Source organism: Rhizobium terricola (assembly GCF_012927355.1).
GTDB lineage: Bacteria > Pseudomonadota > Alphaproteobacteria > Rhizobiales > Rhizobiaceae > Allorhizobium > Allorhizobium terricola.
This window is the reverse complement of sequence record NZ_JABBGK010000011.1, coordinates 17,992-32,847: the sequence shown is the minus strand read 5'-3', so window position 1 is coordinate 32,847 and position 14,856 is coordinate 17,992. Positions and strand designations below refer to the sequence as shown.

Annotated in this window: 15 protein-coding genes, 1 pseudogene and 1 riboswitch; of the genes and pseudogenes, 10 read left to right on the top strand and 6 right to left on the bottom strand. The window is 65.7% G+C overall.

The features are described from left to right. Positions 1-102 (top strand): annotated as a pseudogene (locus HHL25_RS23105) (IS110 family transposase); the annotation flags it as partial. A gap of 103 nt (positions 103-205) precedes the next feature. On the opposite strand, the gene HHL25_RS23100 reads toward HHL25_RS23105, so the two are convergent. The 3 genes from HHL25_RS23100 to xylF all read right to left on the bottom strand — a co-directional run bounded on the left by HHL25_RS23100 (position 206) and on the right by xylF (position 3,596). After that, complete coding sequence (locus HHL25_RS23100; RefSeq protein WP_169595603.1) at positions 206-991, bottom strand: ATP-binding cassette domain-containing protein; 786 nt, start codon at positions 989-991, stop codon at positions 206-208. A gap of 14 nt (positions 992-1,005) precedes the next feature. Continuing rightward, complete coding sequence (locus tag HHL25_RS23095; protein WP_169595602.1) at positions 1,006-2,319, bottom strand: sugar ABC transporter permease; 1,314 nt, start codon at positions 2,317-2,319, stop codon at positions 1,006-1,008. Positions 2,320-2,558: 239 nt separating this feature from the next. Next, positions 2,559-3,596, bottom strand: a complete 1,038-nt coding sequence (gene xylF, locus HHL25_RS23090) for a D-xylose ABC transporter substrate-binding protein (RefSeq protein WP_169595601.1) — start codon at positions 3,594-3,596, stop codon at positions 2,559-2,561. Positions 3,597-3,833: 237 nt separating this feature from the next. Here xylF and HHL25_RS23085 point away from each other — a divergent pair, with 237 nt between their 5' ends. From HHL25_RS23085 to HHL25_RS23055, 7 genes are all read left to right on the top strand, one after another. Continuing rightward, positions 3,834-5,063 (top strand): ROK family transcriptional regulator, encoded by a 1,230-nt coding sequence (locus HHL25_RS23085; RefSeq protein WP_169595600.1) that lies wholly within the window; start codon positions 3,834-3,836, stop codon positions 5,061-5,063. Between the two features lie 94 nt (positions 5,064-5,157). Then, complete coding sequence (locus tag HHL25_RS23080; protein ID WP_169595599.1) at positions 5,158-5,808, top strand: haloacid dehalogenase type II; 651 nt, start codon at positions 5,158-5,160, stop codon at positions 5,806-5,808. A 56-nt stretch (positions 5,809-5,864) separates the two neighbouring features. After that, a riboswitch (cobalamin riboswitch) is annotated at positions 5,865-6,078 on the top strand. Between the two features lie 109 nt (positions 6,079-6,187). Beyond that, positions 6,188-6,994: an ABC transporter ATP-binding protein gene (locus HHL25_RS23075; RefSeq protein WP_169595598.1), complete on the top strand. Its 807-nt coding sequence runs from the start codon at positions 6,188-6,190 to the stop codon at positions 6,992-6,994. A gap of 16 nt (positions 6,995-7,010) precedes the next feature. After that, positions 7,011-7,964, top strand: a complete 954-nt coding sequence (locus tag HHL25_RS23070; RefSeq protein ID WP_169595597.1) for an ABC transporter substrate-binding protein — start codon at positions 7,011-7,013, stop codon at positions 7,962-7,964. Next, a complete protein-coding gene (locus tag HHL25_RS23065) occupies positions 7,964-9,025 on the top strand; it encodes a FecCD family ABC transporter permease (RefSeq protein ID WP_169595596.1) in 1,062 nt (353 codons plus the stop codon). The genes HHL25_RS23070 and HHL25_RS23065 overlap by 1 nt, the downstream gene beginning before the upstream one ends. Before the next feature lie 100 nt (positions 9,026-9,125). Further along, positions 9,126-9,905: a trans-aconitate 2-methyltransferase gene (tam, locus tag HHL25_RS23060; RefSeq protein ID WP_169595595.1), complete on the top strand. Its 780-nt coding sequence runs from the start codon at positions 9,126-9,128 to the stop codon at positions 9,903-9,905. A 70-nt stretch (positions 9,906-9,975) separates the two neighbouring features. Further along, positions 9,976-10,221: a DUF982 domain-containing protein gene (locus HHL25_RS23055; RefSeq protein WP_169595594.1), complete on the top strand. Its 246-nt coding sequence runs from the start codon at positions 9,976-9,978 to the stop codon at positions 10,219-10,221. Positions 10,222-10,386: 165 nt separating this feature from the next. Here HHL25_RS23055 and HHL25_RS23050 read toward each other — a convergent pair whose 3' ends face one another. Together HHL25_RS23050 and HHL25_RS23045 are read right to left on the bottom strand one after the other, a co-directional pair. After that, complete coding sequence (locus HHL25_RS23050) at positions 10,387-10,899, bottom strand: cupin domain-containing protein (RefSeq protein WP_169595593.1); 513 nt, start codon at positions 10,897-10,899, stop codon at positions 10,387-10,389. Between the two features lie 84 nt (positions 10,900-10,983). After that, on the bottom strand, positions 10,984-12,015 hold the full coding sequence (locus HHL25_RS23045; RefSeq protein WP_169595592.1) for a trans-3-hydroxy-L-proline dehydratase: 1,032 nt from the start codon (positions 12,013-12,015) through the stop codon (positions 10,984-10,986). A 155-nt stretch (positions 12,016-12,170) separates the two neighbouring features. Here HHL25_RS23045 and HHL25_RS23040 point away from each other — a divergent pair, with 155 nt between their 5' ends. Further along, positions 12,171-12,995, top strand: coding sequence for an aldo/keto reductase (locus HHL25_RS23040; protein WP_169595591.1), 825 nt, complete (start codon positions 12,171-12,173; stop codon positions 12,993-12,995). A gap of 34 nt (positions 12,996-13,029) precedes the next feature. Here the strand turns inward: HHL25_RS23040 and HHL25_RS23035 are convergent, their stop codons facing one another. After that, positions 13,030-13,641 (bottom strand): TetR family transcriptional regulator, encoded by a 612-nt coding sequence (locus HHL25_RS23035; protein WP_169595590.1) that lies wholly within the window; start codon positions 13,639-13,641, stop codon positions 13,030-13,032. 116 nt (positions 13,642-13,757) lie between these two features. On the opposite strand from HHL25_RS23035, the gene HHL25_RS23030 reads away from it, so the two are divergent. Next, positions 13,758-14,816 (top strand): NAD-dependent epimerase/dehydratase family protein, encoded by a 1,059-nt coding sequence (locus HHL25_RS23030; RefSeq protein ID WP_169595589.1) that lies wholly within the window; start codon positions 13,758-13,760, stop codon positions 14,814-14,816. Positions 14,817-14,856 lie beyond the last annotated feature (40 nt).

Genomic DNA, 14,856 nt, shown 5'->3' with positions numbered 1-14,856 from the left:
GCGGGCAAGCCCAGGATCGTCGCAGTCGTCGCTACCATGCGCAAACTGCTGACAATCCTCAACGCCATCATCCGGGACGAAAAACCATGGCAAAACGCTTGACTGCCAAGACAGTCGCTCTCCCCGTTCACGGGGAGAAGGTGCCGGCAGGCGGATGAGGGGCGAACTTTACCGGTCCCCGCAGCTCGTGCCCTCTTATGTCCCCTCACACCACCTGCATGGCGCCCGGTCCCGGGATGGCGCCGGGGGGGCATTTGCCGAGGATGATCATGCCGAGCACCTCGTCCTTGGTGACGTCCTGGGTGCGCGCCTGGCCGACCACCTTGCCGTTCTTCATGACGAAGACGCGGTCGGCGAGGTCGAAGACGTCGTGGATGTCGTGGCTGATCAGGAAGATGCCGAGACCTTCGCGCTTCAGCTGCTGGATCAGCTCGCCGACCTGGGCGGTCTCCTGCGGACCGAGGGCCGCCGTCGGTTCGTCCATGATCAGGATCCGGGCGTCGAACAGGATCGCGCGGGCGATCGCCACCGACTGGCGCTGGCCACCGGAGAGCGCCTTGACCGGCTCCTTGAAGCGGCGGAAGTTGGGGTTCAACCGTCCCATCACCTCGCGGGCCTTGGCCTCCATCGCGACGTCGTCGAGCGTGCCCCAGGGGGTTCTGAGCTCGCGGCCGAGATAGAGGTTGGCGGCGGCGTCGACATTGTCGGCGACGGCCAGCGTCTGGTAGATCGTCTCGATGCCGTATTTCTTGGCGTCGCGCGGATTGTTGATGTCCGCCGGCTGACCGTCGATCAGGATGTCGCCGGCGTCGCGGCGATAGGCGCCCGAGAGGATCTTGATCAGCGTCGACTTGCCGGCGCCGTTGTGGCCGAGCAGGGCCACGACTTCCCCGGGGAAGAGATCGACCGAGGCGTTCTCGACCGCGTGGATACCGCCGAACGAGATGGAAACATTGTTCATTTCCACGAGCGGAGTGCGTTGTTCCGACATGAGCGTACTCCTTCTTACTTGGCTCGGGCGCGATAGACGGTGTCGAGCCAGACGGCGACGACGAGAACCACACCGACGACGATGCGCTGGAACGGGCTGTCGATGCCGAGAAGCACCATGCCGGACTGCAGCGACTGCATGACCAGCGCGCCGATCATGGCGCCGGCAATCGTGCCGACGCCGCCGGCGAGCGAGGTGCCGCCAATGACGGCGGCGGCGATGGTGTAGAGCTCGTCGAGCTCGCCCTGCGCATTGGTCGCGGCATTGAGGCGGGCCGTCGAGATCGCGGCGGCGATGGCGCAGAGAATGCCCATCAGCATGAAGATCTTGACGGTTACCCAACGGGTCTTGATGCCGGCGAGCTCGGCCGCTTCGGGATTGCCGCCGAGTGCGAAGACGTAGCGACCGAACCTCAGCCGGGTCGAGATGAAGGTCATGACGATGCCGACGGCGATCGCGATCAGCACCGGAATGGCGATGCCGTGCGAGATCTGCAGGCCGCCCTCCGGCCAGGCGATGCCGTTGGCGTCGGCGAACTTGCGGGCGATGTTGGTCGGCCAGTAATAGTGATTGGCGATCGAGACCGCGCCGAGCACCAGCGCGCAGCCGAGGATCGAGAGGAAGTATTCGGCCCAGACCGGGCGCAGCGGAAAGCCGAAACGCTTGCGCTGCTTGCGGGAATTGATGATGGCCGCAACGATCGCCAGGCAGGCGACAAGGCCGACGATCCAGCTTGCCGTCGCGCCGATCGAGCCTTCGGTGCCGCCGCCCATCAGGCGGAAGGTGGCATCCATCGGCGCGACCGTCTGACCGGAGGTGACGAACCAGGTGGCGCCGCGCCAGACGAGCAGGCCGCCGAGCGTGACGATGAAGGCCGGCACGTTGAGGAAGGCGATGATGACGCCGTGAAGCGCGCCGATCGCCGCGCCGACGACGATGCCGGAGGCGAGCGTCAGGATCCAGATCGCCGGATGCTCGAGGCCGAGATATTGCGGCAGGATCTTCGCCTGCATGACGCCCATGATCATGCCGCAGAAGCCGAGCACGGAGCCGACCGACAGATCGATGTTGCGGGTGACGATGATCAGCACCATGCCGGTCGCCATGACGGCGACCGAAGAGGTCTGCACGGTCAGGTTCCACAGGTTGCGCGGCGTCAGGAAAAGGCCGCCGGTCATGAGCTGGAAACCGAGCCAGATGAGCACCAGCGCGCCGACCATGCCGAGCAGGCGGGTGTCGATCTCGGTCGCCCGGAAAAAGCGCTTTACCGGATTTTCACCGGTGTTTCGGCTGGGATTTGTCTGGGTAGCGTGTGTGATGTCGGCCATGGATGCGCCTTCTCCCCCACTTTGTCTGTCATTGCCGTCCGATCCTTCGGCAGGGCCGAAGCACGAAGCGGCGGATCTGATGATGCGGTTCGGATCGTGCCGGACGCCCTGCCTCGAAAGGTCAGAAGGCTCGACACCTGCGTGGCGACATTGTCCGCCGCGCACCCTCCTTGTGCAAGCGCCGCAACGGGTTTCGTTGCGGCGCTTGCGAAGGTCGGGATCACACCGCGCGGGAGTGATTACTTGCAGGCGGCAACGTCACCCTTGACGCCCTGGCAGGCTTCGTCCTTGGAGATCCAGCCGGCGTCGATGACGACGTTCAGGTTGTCCTTGGTGATCGGAAGCGGAGCAAGGAAGACCGACTGCATGGCGACGCCCTTCGGGCCGCCGTTGAAGGCGGTCACGCCGGACACTTCTTCCATCTTCTTGCCGCCGGCGAGTTCGACGGCGATTTCAGCCGCGCGCTTGCCGAGTTCGCGGCTGTCCTTCCAGACCGAGACGGTCTGGGTGCCGAGAGCGACGCGGTTCAGCGCCGCCTTGTCGGCGTCCTGGCCGGAGACCGGAACCGAACCGGCGAGACCCTGGGCGTCGAGGGCCGCGACCGCACCGCCGGCGGTGCCGTCGTTGGAGGCGACGACCGCGTCGACCTTGTTGTCGTTGGCCGTCAGGAACTGCTCCATGTTCTTCTGGGCAATTTCCGGCTTCCAGCCGTCGGTATAGGCTTCGCCGACATTCTTGATCTTGCCGGCGTCAACGGCTTCCTTGAGCACTTCCATCTGGCCGGCGAACAGGAAGTCGGCGTTCGGGTCGGAAGACGAGCCCTTGATGAAGACGTAGTTGCCTTCCGGCTTCACCTTGAACACTTCGCGGGCCTGCATGCGGCCGACTTCCTTGTTGTCGAAGGTGATGTAGAAGGCAGCCGGGTTTTCGATCAGGCGGTCATAGCCGACGACCGGGATGCCTTCGGCGGCAGCCTTCTCGATGGCCGGACCGATCGCCTCGGAATCCTGGGCGAGCACGATGAGCGCGTTGGCACCCTGCGAGATCAGGCTCTCGATGTCGGTCAGCTGCTTGGCGGCAGACGACTGGGCGTCGGCGGAAATATACTTGTCGCCCGAGGCTTCCAGCGCTGCCTTGATGGCGGCTTCGTCGGTCTTCCAGCGTTCTTCCTGGAAGTTGGACCAGGAGACGCCGACCACCAGGTCCTTGGCGTTGGCGACGGAATGCAGGCTCGTGATGACGGCAGCGCATGCCATCAGCTTCAATACGGATTTCATTTAACCCTCCCGTTGAAAGACGGCACGCCGGCGAACCTCCCGTTCGCCCCGACGACCGCCCTGACATACTGCCCAGCCCCGGCGAAGCCGCCCATGGTTTTTCTCGACAGTCGAGAAAATAAATGTCAGAAGATTCCGGGACTGTCAACACAGCCTCCGCAGGGCTTGCAAACCGCAGCCCCGAATGATTTTTGTGCAGGACCTATCGCGAAGGGATGCCATGAACGGACGCCTGCCATGCTGACGAAATCCAGCACCGAAATGGTGCGTCAGCAGAACAGCGCGCTCGTGCTTTCGGCACTGAGACGCCACGGGCCGCTCGCCCATACCGACATCGCCGCCGCGACGGGCCTCGCCTCGGCCACCGTCTCGGCCATCACCGCGGAGCTGGAGCGGATCGGCGCGCTGGAGCGGCGCGAGCAGCCGGCGGCAGGCGGGCGCGGACGGCCGCGCGTGCTCTTCGCCCGGCGACGCGATTTCAGCTACCTGATCGCCGCGCGCATTTCCTCCGACAGCGTGCAATATTCGCTCGCCGACTATACCGGGACACTGATCGACCGTTTCGAAGAGGCCCGCGATCACGTCGCCCCCTCGCCGATCGCCTTCATCGCCGGCTTTCGAGATGCGCTGGCGCGGCTCGCACAACGCTCGAAGCTCGCGCCGGAGCGGATCACGGCGGTGTCGGTCAGTTCCAAGGGCATGGTCGATGCCGGCGGGACGCGGCTTCTCTGGTCGCCGGTGTTCGGCCGCGAGGAGATCGACTTTTCCACCGCGCTCGACGTCGGCCCCGAGACGCGGGTCCGGGTCAACAACGAGACGCTGCTGGTCGCCCATGCGCTCGGCCTTCGCGCCGACAAGGATGCCACCCGCCCCTTCCATGCGCTCGCCACGCTTTCGCTCGGCCATTCGATCGGGCTCGGCATCGCGAGGCGGGGACAGTCGGGCGACCTCGAGGTCAGCGCACCGAATTTCGGCCACATGCTGAACGCCTCGGACGGCAAGCTCTGCCGCTGCGGCTCCTACGGCTGCGTCGAGGCGTCGGCCGGTTTCTACGGTATCCTGCGCACCGCCTTCGAAGTGCCGCCCGATACCATCCCCGCCAAGTTCGTGCCGCTTGCCGAGATGGACAAGATCGCCAACCGGGCGCGCCAGGGCCATCGCATGTCGGAATACGCCTTCCGCCAGGCGGGTCTTGCGCTCGGTCAGGGCCTGTCGCGGGTGCTCAGCCTCTACGACAACATGCCGATCGTCATCACCGGCTACGGCACCCGCTACATCGACCTCCTCACCCGCGGCCTCGACGAGGGACTGTCGCAATCCTTCCACGTCCGCATTCACGGGCCGCCGGAGATCAGCGTCGTGCCCGAGGAAGCGACACTGGTGTTCGAGGGGCATCTCGACCGGGCGCTGACCGAAATCGACAACGACATCGCCGGTCTGCGGGCCGAGGAGACCGCCGCGCGATAAGGCCGCGGCACCGGCGCGGCGCTTAAGGCGCGGGCGACCTTGCCGAACGGCCTTTCGGCGCCTATGACTTCCGGAGCTTTCGACGGGAGGAACGATGTCCACGGCGGCCTATGTCTTCGATGCCTATGGCACGCTTTTCGACGTGCATGCGGCGGTGCGCCGCCACGCCGAGCGAGCCGGCCCCGAGCACCAGCGCTTTTCCGAGATGTGGCGCGCCAAGCAGCTCGAATATTCGTGGGTGCGCAGCCTGATGGGCAGCTACCGCCATTTCTGGCAACTGACCGAAGAGGCGCTCGACTACACGCTCGCGCGTTTTCCGGGCGTCGACCGGGCGCTGCGCACCGACCTCCTCTCGGCCTACTGGACGCTCGACTGTTATCCGGAAGTGCCGGCCGTCCTCAAGGAGCTGAAGAGCCGGGGCGCCAAGCTCGCCATCTTGTCCAACGGCTCGCCCGAGATGCTGGCGGCGGCGGTGAAGAACGCCGCCCTCGACGTCATTCTCGACGACGTCTTTTCGGTCGACGCGATTCGCGCCTACAAGACCGCGCCCGAGGTCTACGACATGGTGACGACCGCCTACCGGCTCTATCCCCATGCCGTTTCCTTCCAGTCGTCCAACCGCTGGGACGTCGCGGGCGCCCAGAAGTTCGGCTTCCGCACCGTGTGGATCAACCGTCTCGACCTGCCGGACGAATATACCGATCACCGTCCCGACCTGATCCTGCCGAACCTTGCCAGCCTGTGACGCGCAGGCCGGCCGGCTGCGAAATTTCACCATTGACGCCACGATGTAACATCGTTACGCCAACCACCGTTGAAGGTTTCCCAAGGACTGGCGTCCCGAGGAATTAAAAGGGAACACGGTGCGACGTACCCATCAGGGCGCAAGACCGTGGCTGCCCCCGCAACTGTGAGCGGCGAGCTCGACCGGACATGCCACTGGCCGAAAGGCTGGGAAGGCCCGGGAGCGCGATGACCCGCAAGCCAGGAGACCTGCCATCGACGATTGACGAAACCTGGCCGGGGTGTGCCAAGGGAAACGACGATGGCGATTGCGACTTACACTGCTGCTTCTTGCCCGACCGGATCTCGTTCTGGCCCCCGCGTGACCGCGGAGGCGAGCGATGGAGCTTTCAGAATCCCTATACGGGCCTAGACCTGCTGCACTGAAAGTGGAGGCTCTCAGCTGGGGGCCGACGCGGCGGCAGACCATCATCCATGACCTCGCCTTCTCGGTGAACCCCGGCGAGATGCTGGCGATCGTCGGTCCGAACGGGGCCGGCAAGTCCAGCCTGCTGCGCTGCCTCTACCGTTTTCACCGGCCGGTCGCGGGTCGGGTCAGCCTCGACGGCACCGATCTGTGGCAGCTCGAGCCCCGCGACGTGGCCCGCCGCGTGGCGACCGTCCTGCAGGAACCGGCCGGCGACTTCGGCCTGACGGTCGCCGAGGTGGTCGAGCTCGGCCTCACGCCCCATGCCGAAAGCCGCAACCGCAAGGCCGCCCTTGCTGCCGTCGGCGAGGCCTTGTCGCTGATGAACCTCACCCATCTCGCCGCGCGCAGCTTCGCCTCGCTTTCCGGCGGCGAGAAGCAGCGCACGATGATCGCCAAGGCGCTGGTGCAGAAGCCCGACCTCCTGATCCTCGACGAGCCGACCAACCATCTCGACATCCGCCACCAGCTCGAGGTGCTGGCCCTGCTCGCCCACCTTCCGACCACCGTGATCGTATCGCTGCACGACCTGCCGCTCGCGGCCGCCCATGCCGACCATGTGCTGGTCATGCATGACGGGCGCAAAGTTGCCTGCGGCCCGGCGCTCAAGGTGCTGACGCCGGAGACCATCCGCGAGACGTTTGCCGTCGAAACCACCGTCGAACGCCACCCGAAGACGGGGCGTCCGCGCTTTTCCTTCCACCTCGACCACAGTTTCTAACCAAGGAGATATTTTGATGCATCGTTCCCTTTGCCTTGCCGCCTTGCTTTCCCTGGCCGCCTCGAGCGCGCTCGCCTCCGGCTTCCCGGTGACCGTCAGGAGCTGCGACCGCGACGTGACCTTCGAGGCCGCGCCGAAGCGGGCCGTGTCGCAGGACATCAACCTCACCGAAATGATGCTGGCGCTCGATCTGACCGGACAGATGGCCGGCTATTCCGGCATTTCCGGCTGGTACAAGATGGACGACGAACTGAAGGCCCGCCTCGGCGACCTGCCGGAGCTTGCCCCGCAGCAGCCGACCAAGGAAGTGCTGCTGGGGGCCGATGCCGACTTCCTGTTCGCCGGCTGGAACTACGGCATGAAGGTCGGCGGCGAGGTGACGCCGGACACGCTCGAACCGTTCGGCATCAAGGTCTATGCGCTCACCGAAAGCTGCATCCACATCATGAAGAAGGACAAGTCCTCGATGGAGGACATGTATACCGACATCGTCAATCTCGGCCGGATCTTCGGCGTCGAGGAGAAGGCGTTGGCGCTGGTCGACGGCTACAAGGCCGAGATCGCCAAGGCGATCGCCGCCGTGCCGGCGGATGCCCCGGTGCCGAAGGTGTTCGTCTATGATTCGGGCGAGGACAAGCCGTTCACCGCCGGGCGCTATGCCATGCCGACCGCTCTGATCGAGGCGGCGGGTGGCAAGAACATCATGGACGATGTCGAGACGAGCTGGACCACGGTCGGCTGGGAAGGCGTGATCGAACGCAATCCGGACGTCGTGGTGATCGTCGACTACGGCGACGTCACTGCCGAGCAGAAGGCCGACTTCATGCGCAAGAACCCGGCCTTCAAGGACATTCCCGCCGTGAAGAACAACCGCTTCGTGGTGCTGCCCTATGCGCAGGCGACACCCGGTCCGCGCAATGTCGAGGCTGTGAAGACGCTGGCCGGCGCCTTCCATCCGACGGTCAACTGATGAGCCACCGGCATTTCGTCAAGGGTCCGCGCCATGCGCTGATCCATGCGCTGCCGCTCCTGGTGGCCGGGCTAACGCTCGGCCTCCTCGGCATGATGCTGGTCGGCGTCAGCGTCGGCGCGGCCAGCATCCCGCTCGATACGGTCTGGAAGGTCATTGCCCGCCATCTCGGCGCAACCAGCATTGTCGTCGACTGGTCGGCGGGCCGCGACGCCATCGTCTGGGAGGTGCGTCTGCCGCGGGTGATTCTCGGCGCGGTGATCGGTGCAAGCCTGTCGCTGGTCGGGGCGGCGCTTCAGGCCGTGACCCGCAATACGCTCGCCGACCCGCATCTGCTGGGCATCTCGTCGGGTGCCGCCTTCGGCGCAATCATCGCGCTCCTGCATACCGGCATGTTCCTGGGCCTGGCGACCGTGCCGCTGCTCGCCTTTCTGGGGGCACTCGCCAGCACGGCGCTGGTGGTCGCAACCGCCCGCTTCGCGCACGCCACCAATGCCAGCCGGCTGGTGCTGACCGGGGTGGCGATCTCCTTCGTGGTTAGTTCGCTCGGGAGCCTCGCCATCTTCCTCGGGGACCCGCGCGCCACCCATATGGTGGTGTTCTGGATGCTGGGCGGGCTGGGGCTCGCGCAGTGGACCCACCTGCCCTATCCACTTGCCGCGCTCGTCGTCTGCGGCATCTATCTCATGTTCAATGCCCGGCGGCTCAACGCCATGACCCTCGGCGACGAGAACGCCACGACGCTCGGCATTTCCGCCGAACGGTTCCGGCTGGTGGTGTTCGTCGTCTCGGCGCTGCTCACCGGGGCGGCCGTCGCCTTTTCCGGGATCATCTCCTTCGTCGGGCTGATGGTGCCGCATGTGGTTCGCTTTGCCGTCGGCGGCGACTACCGCCGCGTGCTGCCGCTTTCGGCTCTTGCCGGGGCCATCTTCCTCGTCGGGGCCGACATGGTGTCGCGCATCGTCATCCCGCCGCAGGACCTGCCGATCGGAATCATCACCGGCCTTGCCGGCGGGCTGTTCTTCATCGGGCTGATGCGCACGAACGGACGGATCGGCTAGCGGCGGACCGCCTTGCGCAAAACGGAGGCGCGGGGCTAGAAGTTGGAGGTCGGGGCGGTTGCGCCCCGATTGCTGCCTCCTACTGCAAGGACAAGACGCGATGGCCTGGTCCGCGACCCAGTATCTGAAGTTCGAGGAAGAGCGCACCCGGCCGGCGCGCGACCTGCTGGCGCAGGTGCCTCTCGAAAAGGCGACCCGCATCTTCGACCTCGGCTGCGGGCCGGGCAATTCCACCGAACTGCTGATCGACCGTTTCGGCGCTGCGGCCGTCACCGGCCTCGACAGCGATCCGGACATGCTCGACAAGGCGCGTGCGCGGCTGCCGGGCACACCGTTCGTGAAGGCCGATCTCGCCACGTGGCGGCCCGACCAGCCGGCCGACCTTTTCTACGCAAATGCCGTGCTGCAATGGCTGCCCGACCACCTGTCGCTGATGGAGCGGCTTCTCGATCATCTGGCACCCGGCGGGGTTCTCGCCGTGCAGATGCCCGACAATCTCGACGAGCCGACGCATCTTCTGATGGAAGAGACCGGGGCCGCGGGACCCTGGGCGCCGGCCTTTGCCGGGGGAAGGCTCCGGCGGCAGCGGCTGCCTTCGCCTGCCGCCTATCTCGAGCGACTTTCACGGAAAGCGACGCGGGTCGACGTCTGGCACACCGTCTACTATCACCCGATGGCGAATGCGGAGGCGATCGTCGAATGGGTGAAGGGCACCGGCCTTCGCCCCTATCTCGACGCTGCGGGGCCGGACAATGCCGATGCCTTCCTCGCCGACTATACCGCCCGGATCGCCCGTGCCTATCCGCCGATGGCCGACGGACGGGTTCTTTTGCGGTTTCCGCGGCTGTTCGTCGTAGCGGTCAAGGGCGAAGTTCGCTAGAAGGCGACGCGATGCCCTGCCATGCCGGCATGGACCTACACCTCCTCTCTTCTTCCGAAAGCCCGACCCGATGAGCAAGCCCTGGAGCAAACCCGTTACCCTCGCGCTCGGCGAAGACGGCGAGGACGTGACGATCGACAGCACGGAAGCGGCGTCCTGGGCGCTGATCGAGGACTGGCCGACCGAGGAAGGTGTAGCGCTCGACAAGGCGCTTCTCGTCTGCATGGACGTGGTCGCCGGCAAGAAAAGCGACGAGGACGCCCGCCGCGCCTTCATCGAGGCAGCCCTCGAAGCCGGCATCGCCGTCCGCAGATAGGCAACGCGCCTACCTGTCGCCCTGCTTCTTGCCGGCTTCATAGAGGCAGACGGCCTGCGACGGAAGGTCGAGGGCGCGAGCGGTTTCGTCCGGACGCGGGTCCTCGTGGTCACCGCTTTCGTGCTGACGCTGGCTCTGGCGACCTTTCGAAACGAGGCGTGAGACCTAGCCCCGTTCATCCCTTCGCGCATCCGGCAGGCCGTCATGGTCGCCGATCGGCCGGTCCGGCCAATCGTGCCACCAGTCCGTGCGTTTTTCCGCGAGATCGCGGTTCCTCGGATAATAGATGCGGTTTTCGTTCTTCGCCGTCTCCCCGACCACGAGCAGCGTGACCTCGTCCGCGCTGTTGTTGATGAAGCTGTGGCATTGACCCGTTCCGGCGGGAAAGCCGACCGCATCGCCCGGCTTCAAGCGATGCAGCACGCCGTCGAGCCAAACGTCCGGCGTTCCGGTGAGCACGTAGACGAACTCCTCCTCGGCGCTTTCGGCATGGGGATAGGAGGTCCGGCGACCGGGCGGCAGGCGCTCGTGGTGGATACCGAGCCGGGTAAGGCCGAAACGACGGGCAAGCGGCGCCCCGATCGACATCAGCTCGTCGTCGCCATCGTAATGCGAATTGTCCGGGCCTTCGACATCACGCCAATGCGCGATGCATGCCGGGCGCTCCTTGTTCGTCATCGCAGCCTCCTATCGGGTTTTCCGGTTTAGCATCCAAACACAACGCCCGACGCAAGACCGGTTCCCGCTCTTGCCGGAGTTACTTCAGAGCTTCGGCCAGGTGTCGGACAGACGGTAACCGCCGGCCCAGGGGTCATCGGGGTCGAGCATCAGCTGCCGCGTGTCGGTGATCCAGGCGCGGCCGGAAATGGTCGGGATGATCGCCTTCCTGCCGCCAATCTCGGTTTCGGCCTCGATCGTGCAGTGAAACTCCGAGCCCATGATGGAGCGACCGACGAAACGGTCACCGACCTTCAGTTCACCGCGGGCCTGCAGCACGGCCATGCGGGCCGAGCAGCCGGTGCCGGTCGGCGAGCGGTCGATCTTGCCGGGCTTGATGGCGACCGCATTGGCGCCGGTCGCCACGCCATTCTCGTAGACCACCGGCGCGGTGATCTGGCAAAACGAGATGTGGCTCCAGTCCCGGTCGGGATCGGGATGGGAAAAGCCGAGCTGCTCGTTGGCGGCATCGGTGATCTTCATGCCCATCACGGCGATGTCACGCGCCTCGTCAGGCGCAATCGAGAAGCCGAGGGCACGGCCGTCGGCAATGACGAAGCTGTCGCCGCCGAAGGCGGTGTCAACGGTGAGCGTACCGACGCCTTCGACCTCGATCACGGCGTCGAGCCGGTCGGCAAAGGAGGGAAGATTGCGCACCGTGATGCGCTCGGCCTTGCCGTTGCGGCACTCGGCGGTCGCCTCGATCAGCCCGCCGGGGGCCTCCAGCACCAGTTTCGTCACCGGCTCGGTCATCGGCAGGATGCCCGAATCGAGCAGCACGGTCGCCACGCAGATGGAGTTGGACCCCGACATCGGCGGGGTGTCCTCCGGCTCCATGATGATCCAGCCCATCTGCGCGCGCGGATTCTTCGGCGGAACCAGCAGGTTTACATGACGGAAGACGCCGCCCCGCGGCTCGTTGAGGACGAAGTTACGCAGCGTCTGGTCCCTGGCGATCCACCGCGACTGTTCCCAGACGGTGTCGCCGGGCGGCGGTGCGACACCACCGACGATCACGTCGCCGACCTCCCCTTCCGCGTGACAACCGACGACATGAATGACCTTGGTACTGCGCATGAAGCCCTCTCTTGTTTTCGGGACGCTAACAGCAGCACCGGCGCGCCGCAATGCCACCTTGAAGCCGGAAAGGATTGGCGCATGTAATAGGCGAAGGCGGCTCCTACCGCGCATCCGCCGCCCTGTTTTGCCGACATTCGAGAAGGAGTTCTTCCATGCAGTTCGTCACCGCCAACGGCGCCCATATCCCGGCTCTCGGCTTCGGCACCTTCCGCATGCCCGACGAGGACGTCGCGGCGATCTTGCCGCTGGCGCTGAAGACCGGCTTCCGCCATGTCGACACCGCACAGATCTACGGCAACGAGGCTGCGGTCGGGGACGTGCTCGCCGCCTCCGGCATTCCGCGCGGCGACATCTTCCTGACGACCAAGGTGTGGGTCGACCGGTTTGCCCGCCAGGACATGGGGCCGTCGGTCGACGAGAGCCTGAGGAAGCTCAAGACCGACCATGTCGACCTGCTGCTCCTGCATTGGCCGAAAAGCCCGGTGTCACTCGCCGAGCAGATCGAGGGGCTGAACGCGCTGGTCGATGCCGGCAAGGTGCGCCATATCGGCGTGTCGAACTACAATTGCGCGCTGATGGGCGAGGCCGTCAGGCTGTCGAAGGCGCCGATCGTCACCAACCAGATCGAATACCATCCCTATCTCGACCAGACCGCCGTGCTTTCGGCCGCCCGCTCCTACGGCATGTCGGTCACCGCCTATTACGCGATGGCGGACGGTCGCGTGCCGAAGGAGGACCTGTTGCAGGACATCGGCGCGCGCCACGGCAAGACGGCGGCCCAGGTGACCTTACGCTGGCTGATCCAGCAGCAGGGCGTCATCGCGCTGTCGAAGACCGCGACCGAAAGCCGGATCGCCGAAAACTTCGCCGTCTTCGACTTCTCGCTCGATGCCGAGGAAATGACCGCGATCTCCGCCCTTGCCCGCCCAGACGGCCGGATCGTCAGCCCGGGGCATCTCGCGCCGGACTGGGATTGAGTGGCGAGAGCGGAACAAGGCAGCCTGGGCCCTGTTATTGACCCGGATGGGGCCGGGTTGCCGCGAAGGCCGAGACCAGGCTATCGACCACCGCGTGAAGTCTTGGCTCCATATCGAGACCGGCCACCACAGCCTGCTCCACATGGGCAGGATGCACGAAGACCGTGACCGCGTCGCGCACCACCCCGGCAGCGACGTCAAGATCCCCGATGCGGAACTCCCCACGCGCAATGCCATCCTCCAACACCTGACGGACGAGTGCGGTCATGCGTTGCGCATAGTCGGCAACGAGGTCCGGGCGTTCGGCGATGATCCTGCGGTAGAGACCGTGGATCTCCGGGTCGTCACCGAGCTTGGCACGTTTGCTGCGGTGGAGTGCCACCACGAGGCCGCGCAGCCGTTTCGCCGCAGAACCATCGGTTTTCGCGAAGCGGGCCGCGAGATCAGCCTCTTCGGCCATGGTTCGCGCCGCAAGGGCGTCGAAAATATCGGCCTTGGACCGGAAGTGCCGGTAGATCGCCGAGTGCGACAGGCCCATGGCCTTGGCTATATCGACAACATTGGTCTTGGCCTCGCCGAAGCGGCGGACCTGTTCGGCAGCGATGTCGAGAATGCGGTCACGATGATCAGGCGCGTCGTTCGTCATGCGCAGCTTCTAGCTGACATACCGGATTTCTGCAACATGTAACAGATTTCATATTTTGTATTGTGTAACGTGATCGCATGTGACACCTTGGGACAAACGACACCCAGGAGACCGTCATGAGCCAGATTGCTTCCCAGAGCCCGTCACGCCTCGCCCTTGTCACCGGAGGGTCCGGTTTCGTCGGCGGGCATCTGATCCGCCGCCTGCTGTCGGAAGGCTGGCGCGTCCGCGCGCTTGGACGCAGCGCCGAGGCGCGAGCGGGCGTTCAGGCGCTCGGCGCCGAAGCGGTTGCGTGCGATCTCTCGGACCGCGCCGCGCTGACCCGCGCGATGGACGGGGTCGAGGTGGTGTTCCACGTCGCGGCGCACTTCAAGCTCTGGGGGCCGATGGCCCTGTTCCGCCGGGTCAACGTCGAAGGCACCCGCAACGTCGTCGAAGCGGCGGAGCGGGCCGGTGTGCGCCGCGTCGTCTATGTCAGCGCCGCTGCGGTCGTCATGGGCCACCCCGAACCGATGTATGGCGTGACCGAAGACATGACCCTGCACAGGATGCCGTTTGCCCCCTACGCGGCATCCAAGGCCGAGGCGGAAGAGCTGCTGCTGGCGGCAAACGGGCGGCGAACGGGCTTCTCCACCGTTGCCCTCCGTCCCCCCTTCATCTGGGGGCCGGACATGCCGACGCTCGACCACATGGTCGAGACGGTCCGCGCCGGGCAGTTCCAATGGGTCGCAGGCGGCGCACAGGCCCTTTCCACCTGCCATGTCGACAACCTTTGCCACGCGCTGATCCTCGCCGCCGATCGCGGAGCCGGCGGGAAAACCTGGTTCGTCAGCGACGGCGAGGACACGACGCTGAAGTCATTCCTGACGCGTCTGCTCGACAGCCGGGGCGTGACGCCGAAGGACCGCGCAGTGCCCTTCGGCCTCGCCTGGGCGATGGCCGGTGTGATGGGTACGGTCTGGAACATCTTCCGCCTCAAGGGCGAGCCGCCGATCACCCGGCAAATGCTGCGGCTGATCGGCAAGGATTTCACTGTCGATGTTCGCCGCGCGCGGGAGGAGCTTGGCTATTCCCAGGTGACTTCGGTCGCAGACGGCATGCGCGGGATGAAGGCCCTGGAGGGTAGTTCGACCAGCACGGCGACCGACGTCGAGCATCTGGCGGCCGCGTCCTGAGCCTTGCGGCAAGGCTCGTGGACGCCGGTCGTGACCATCC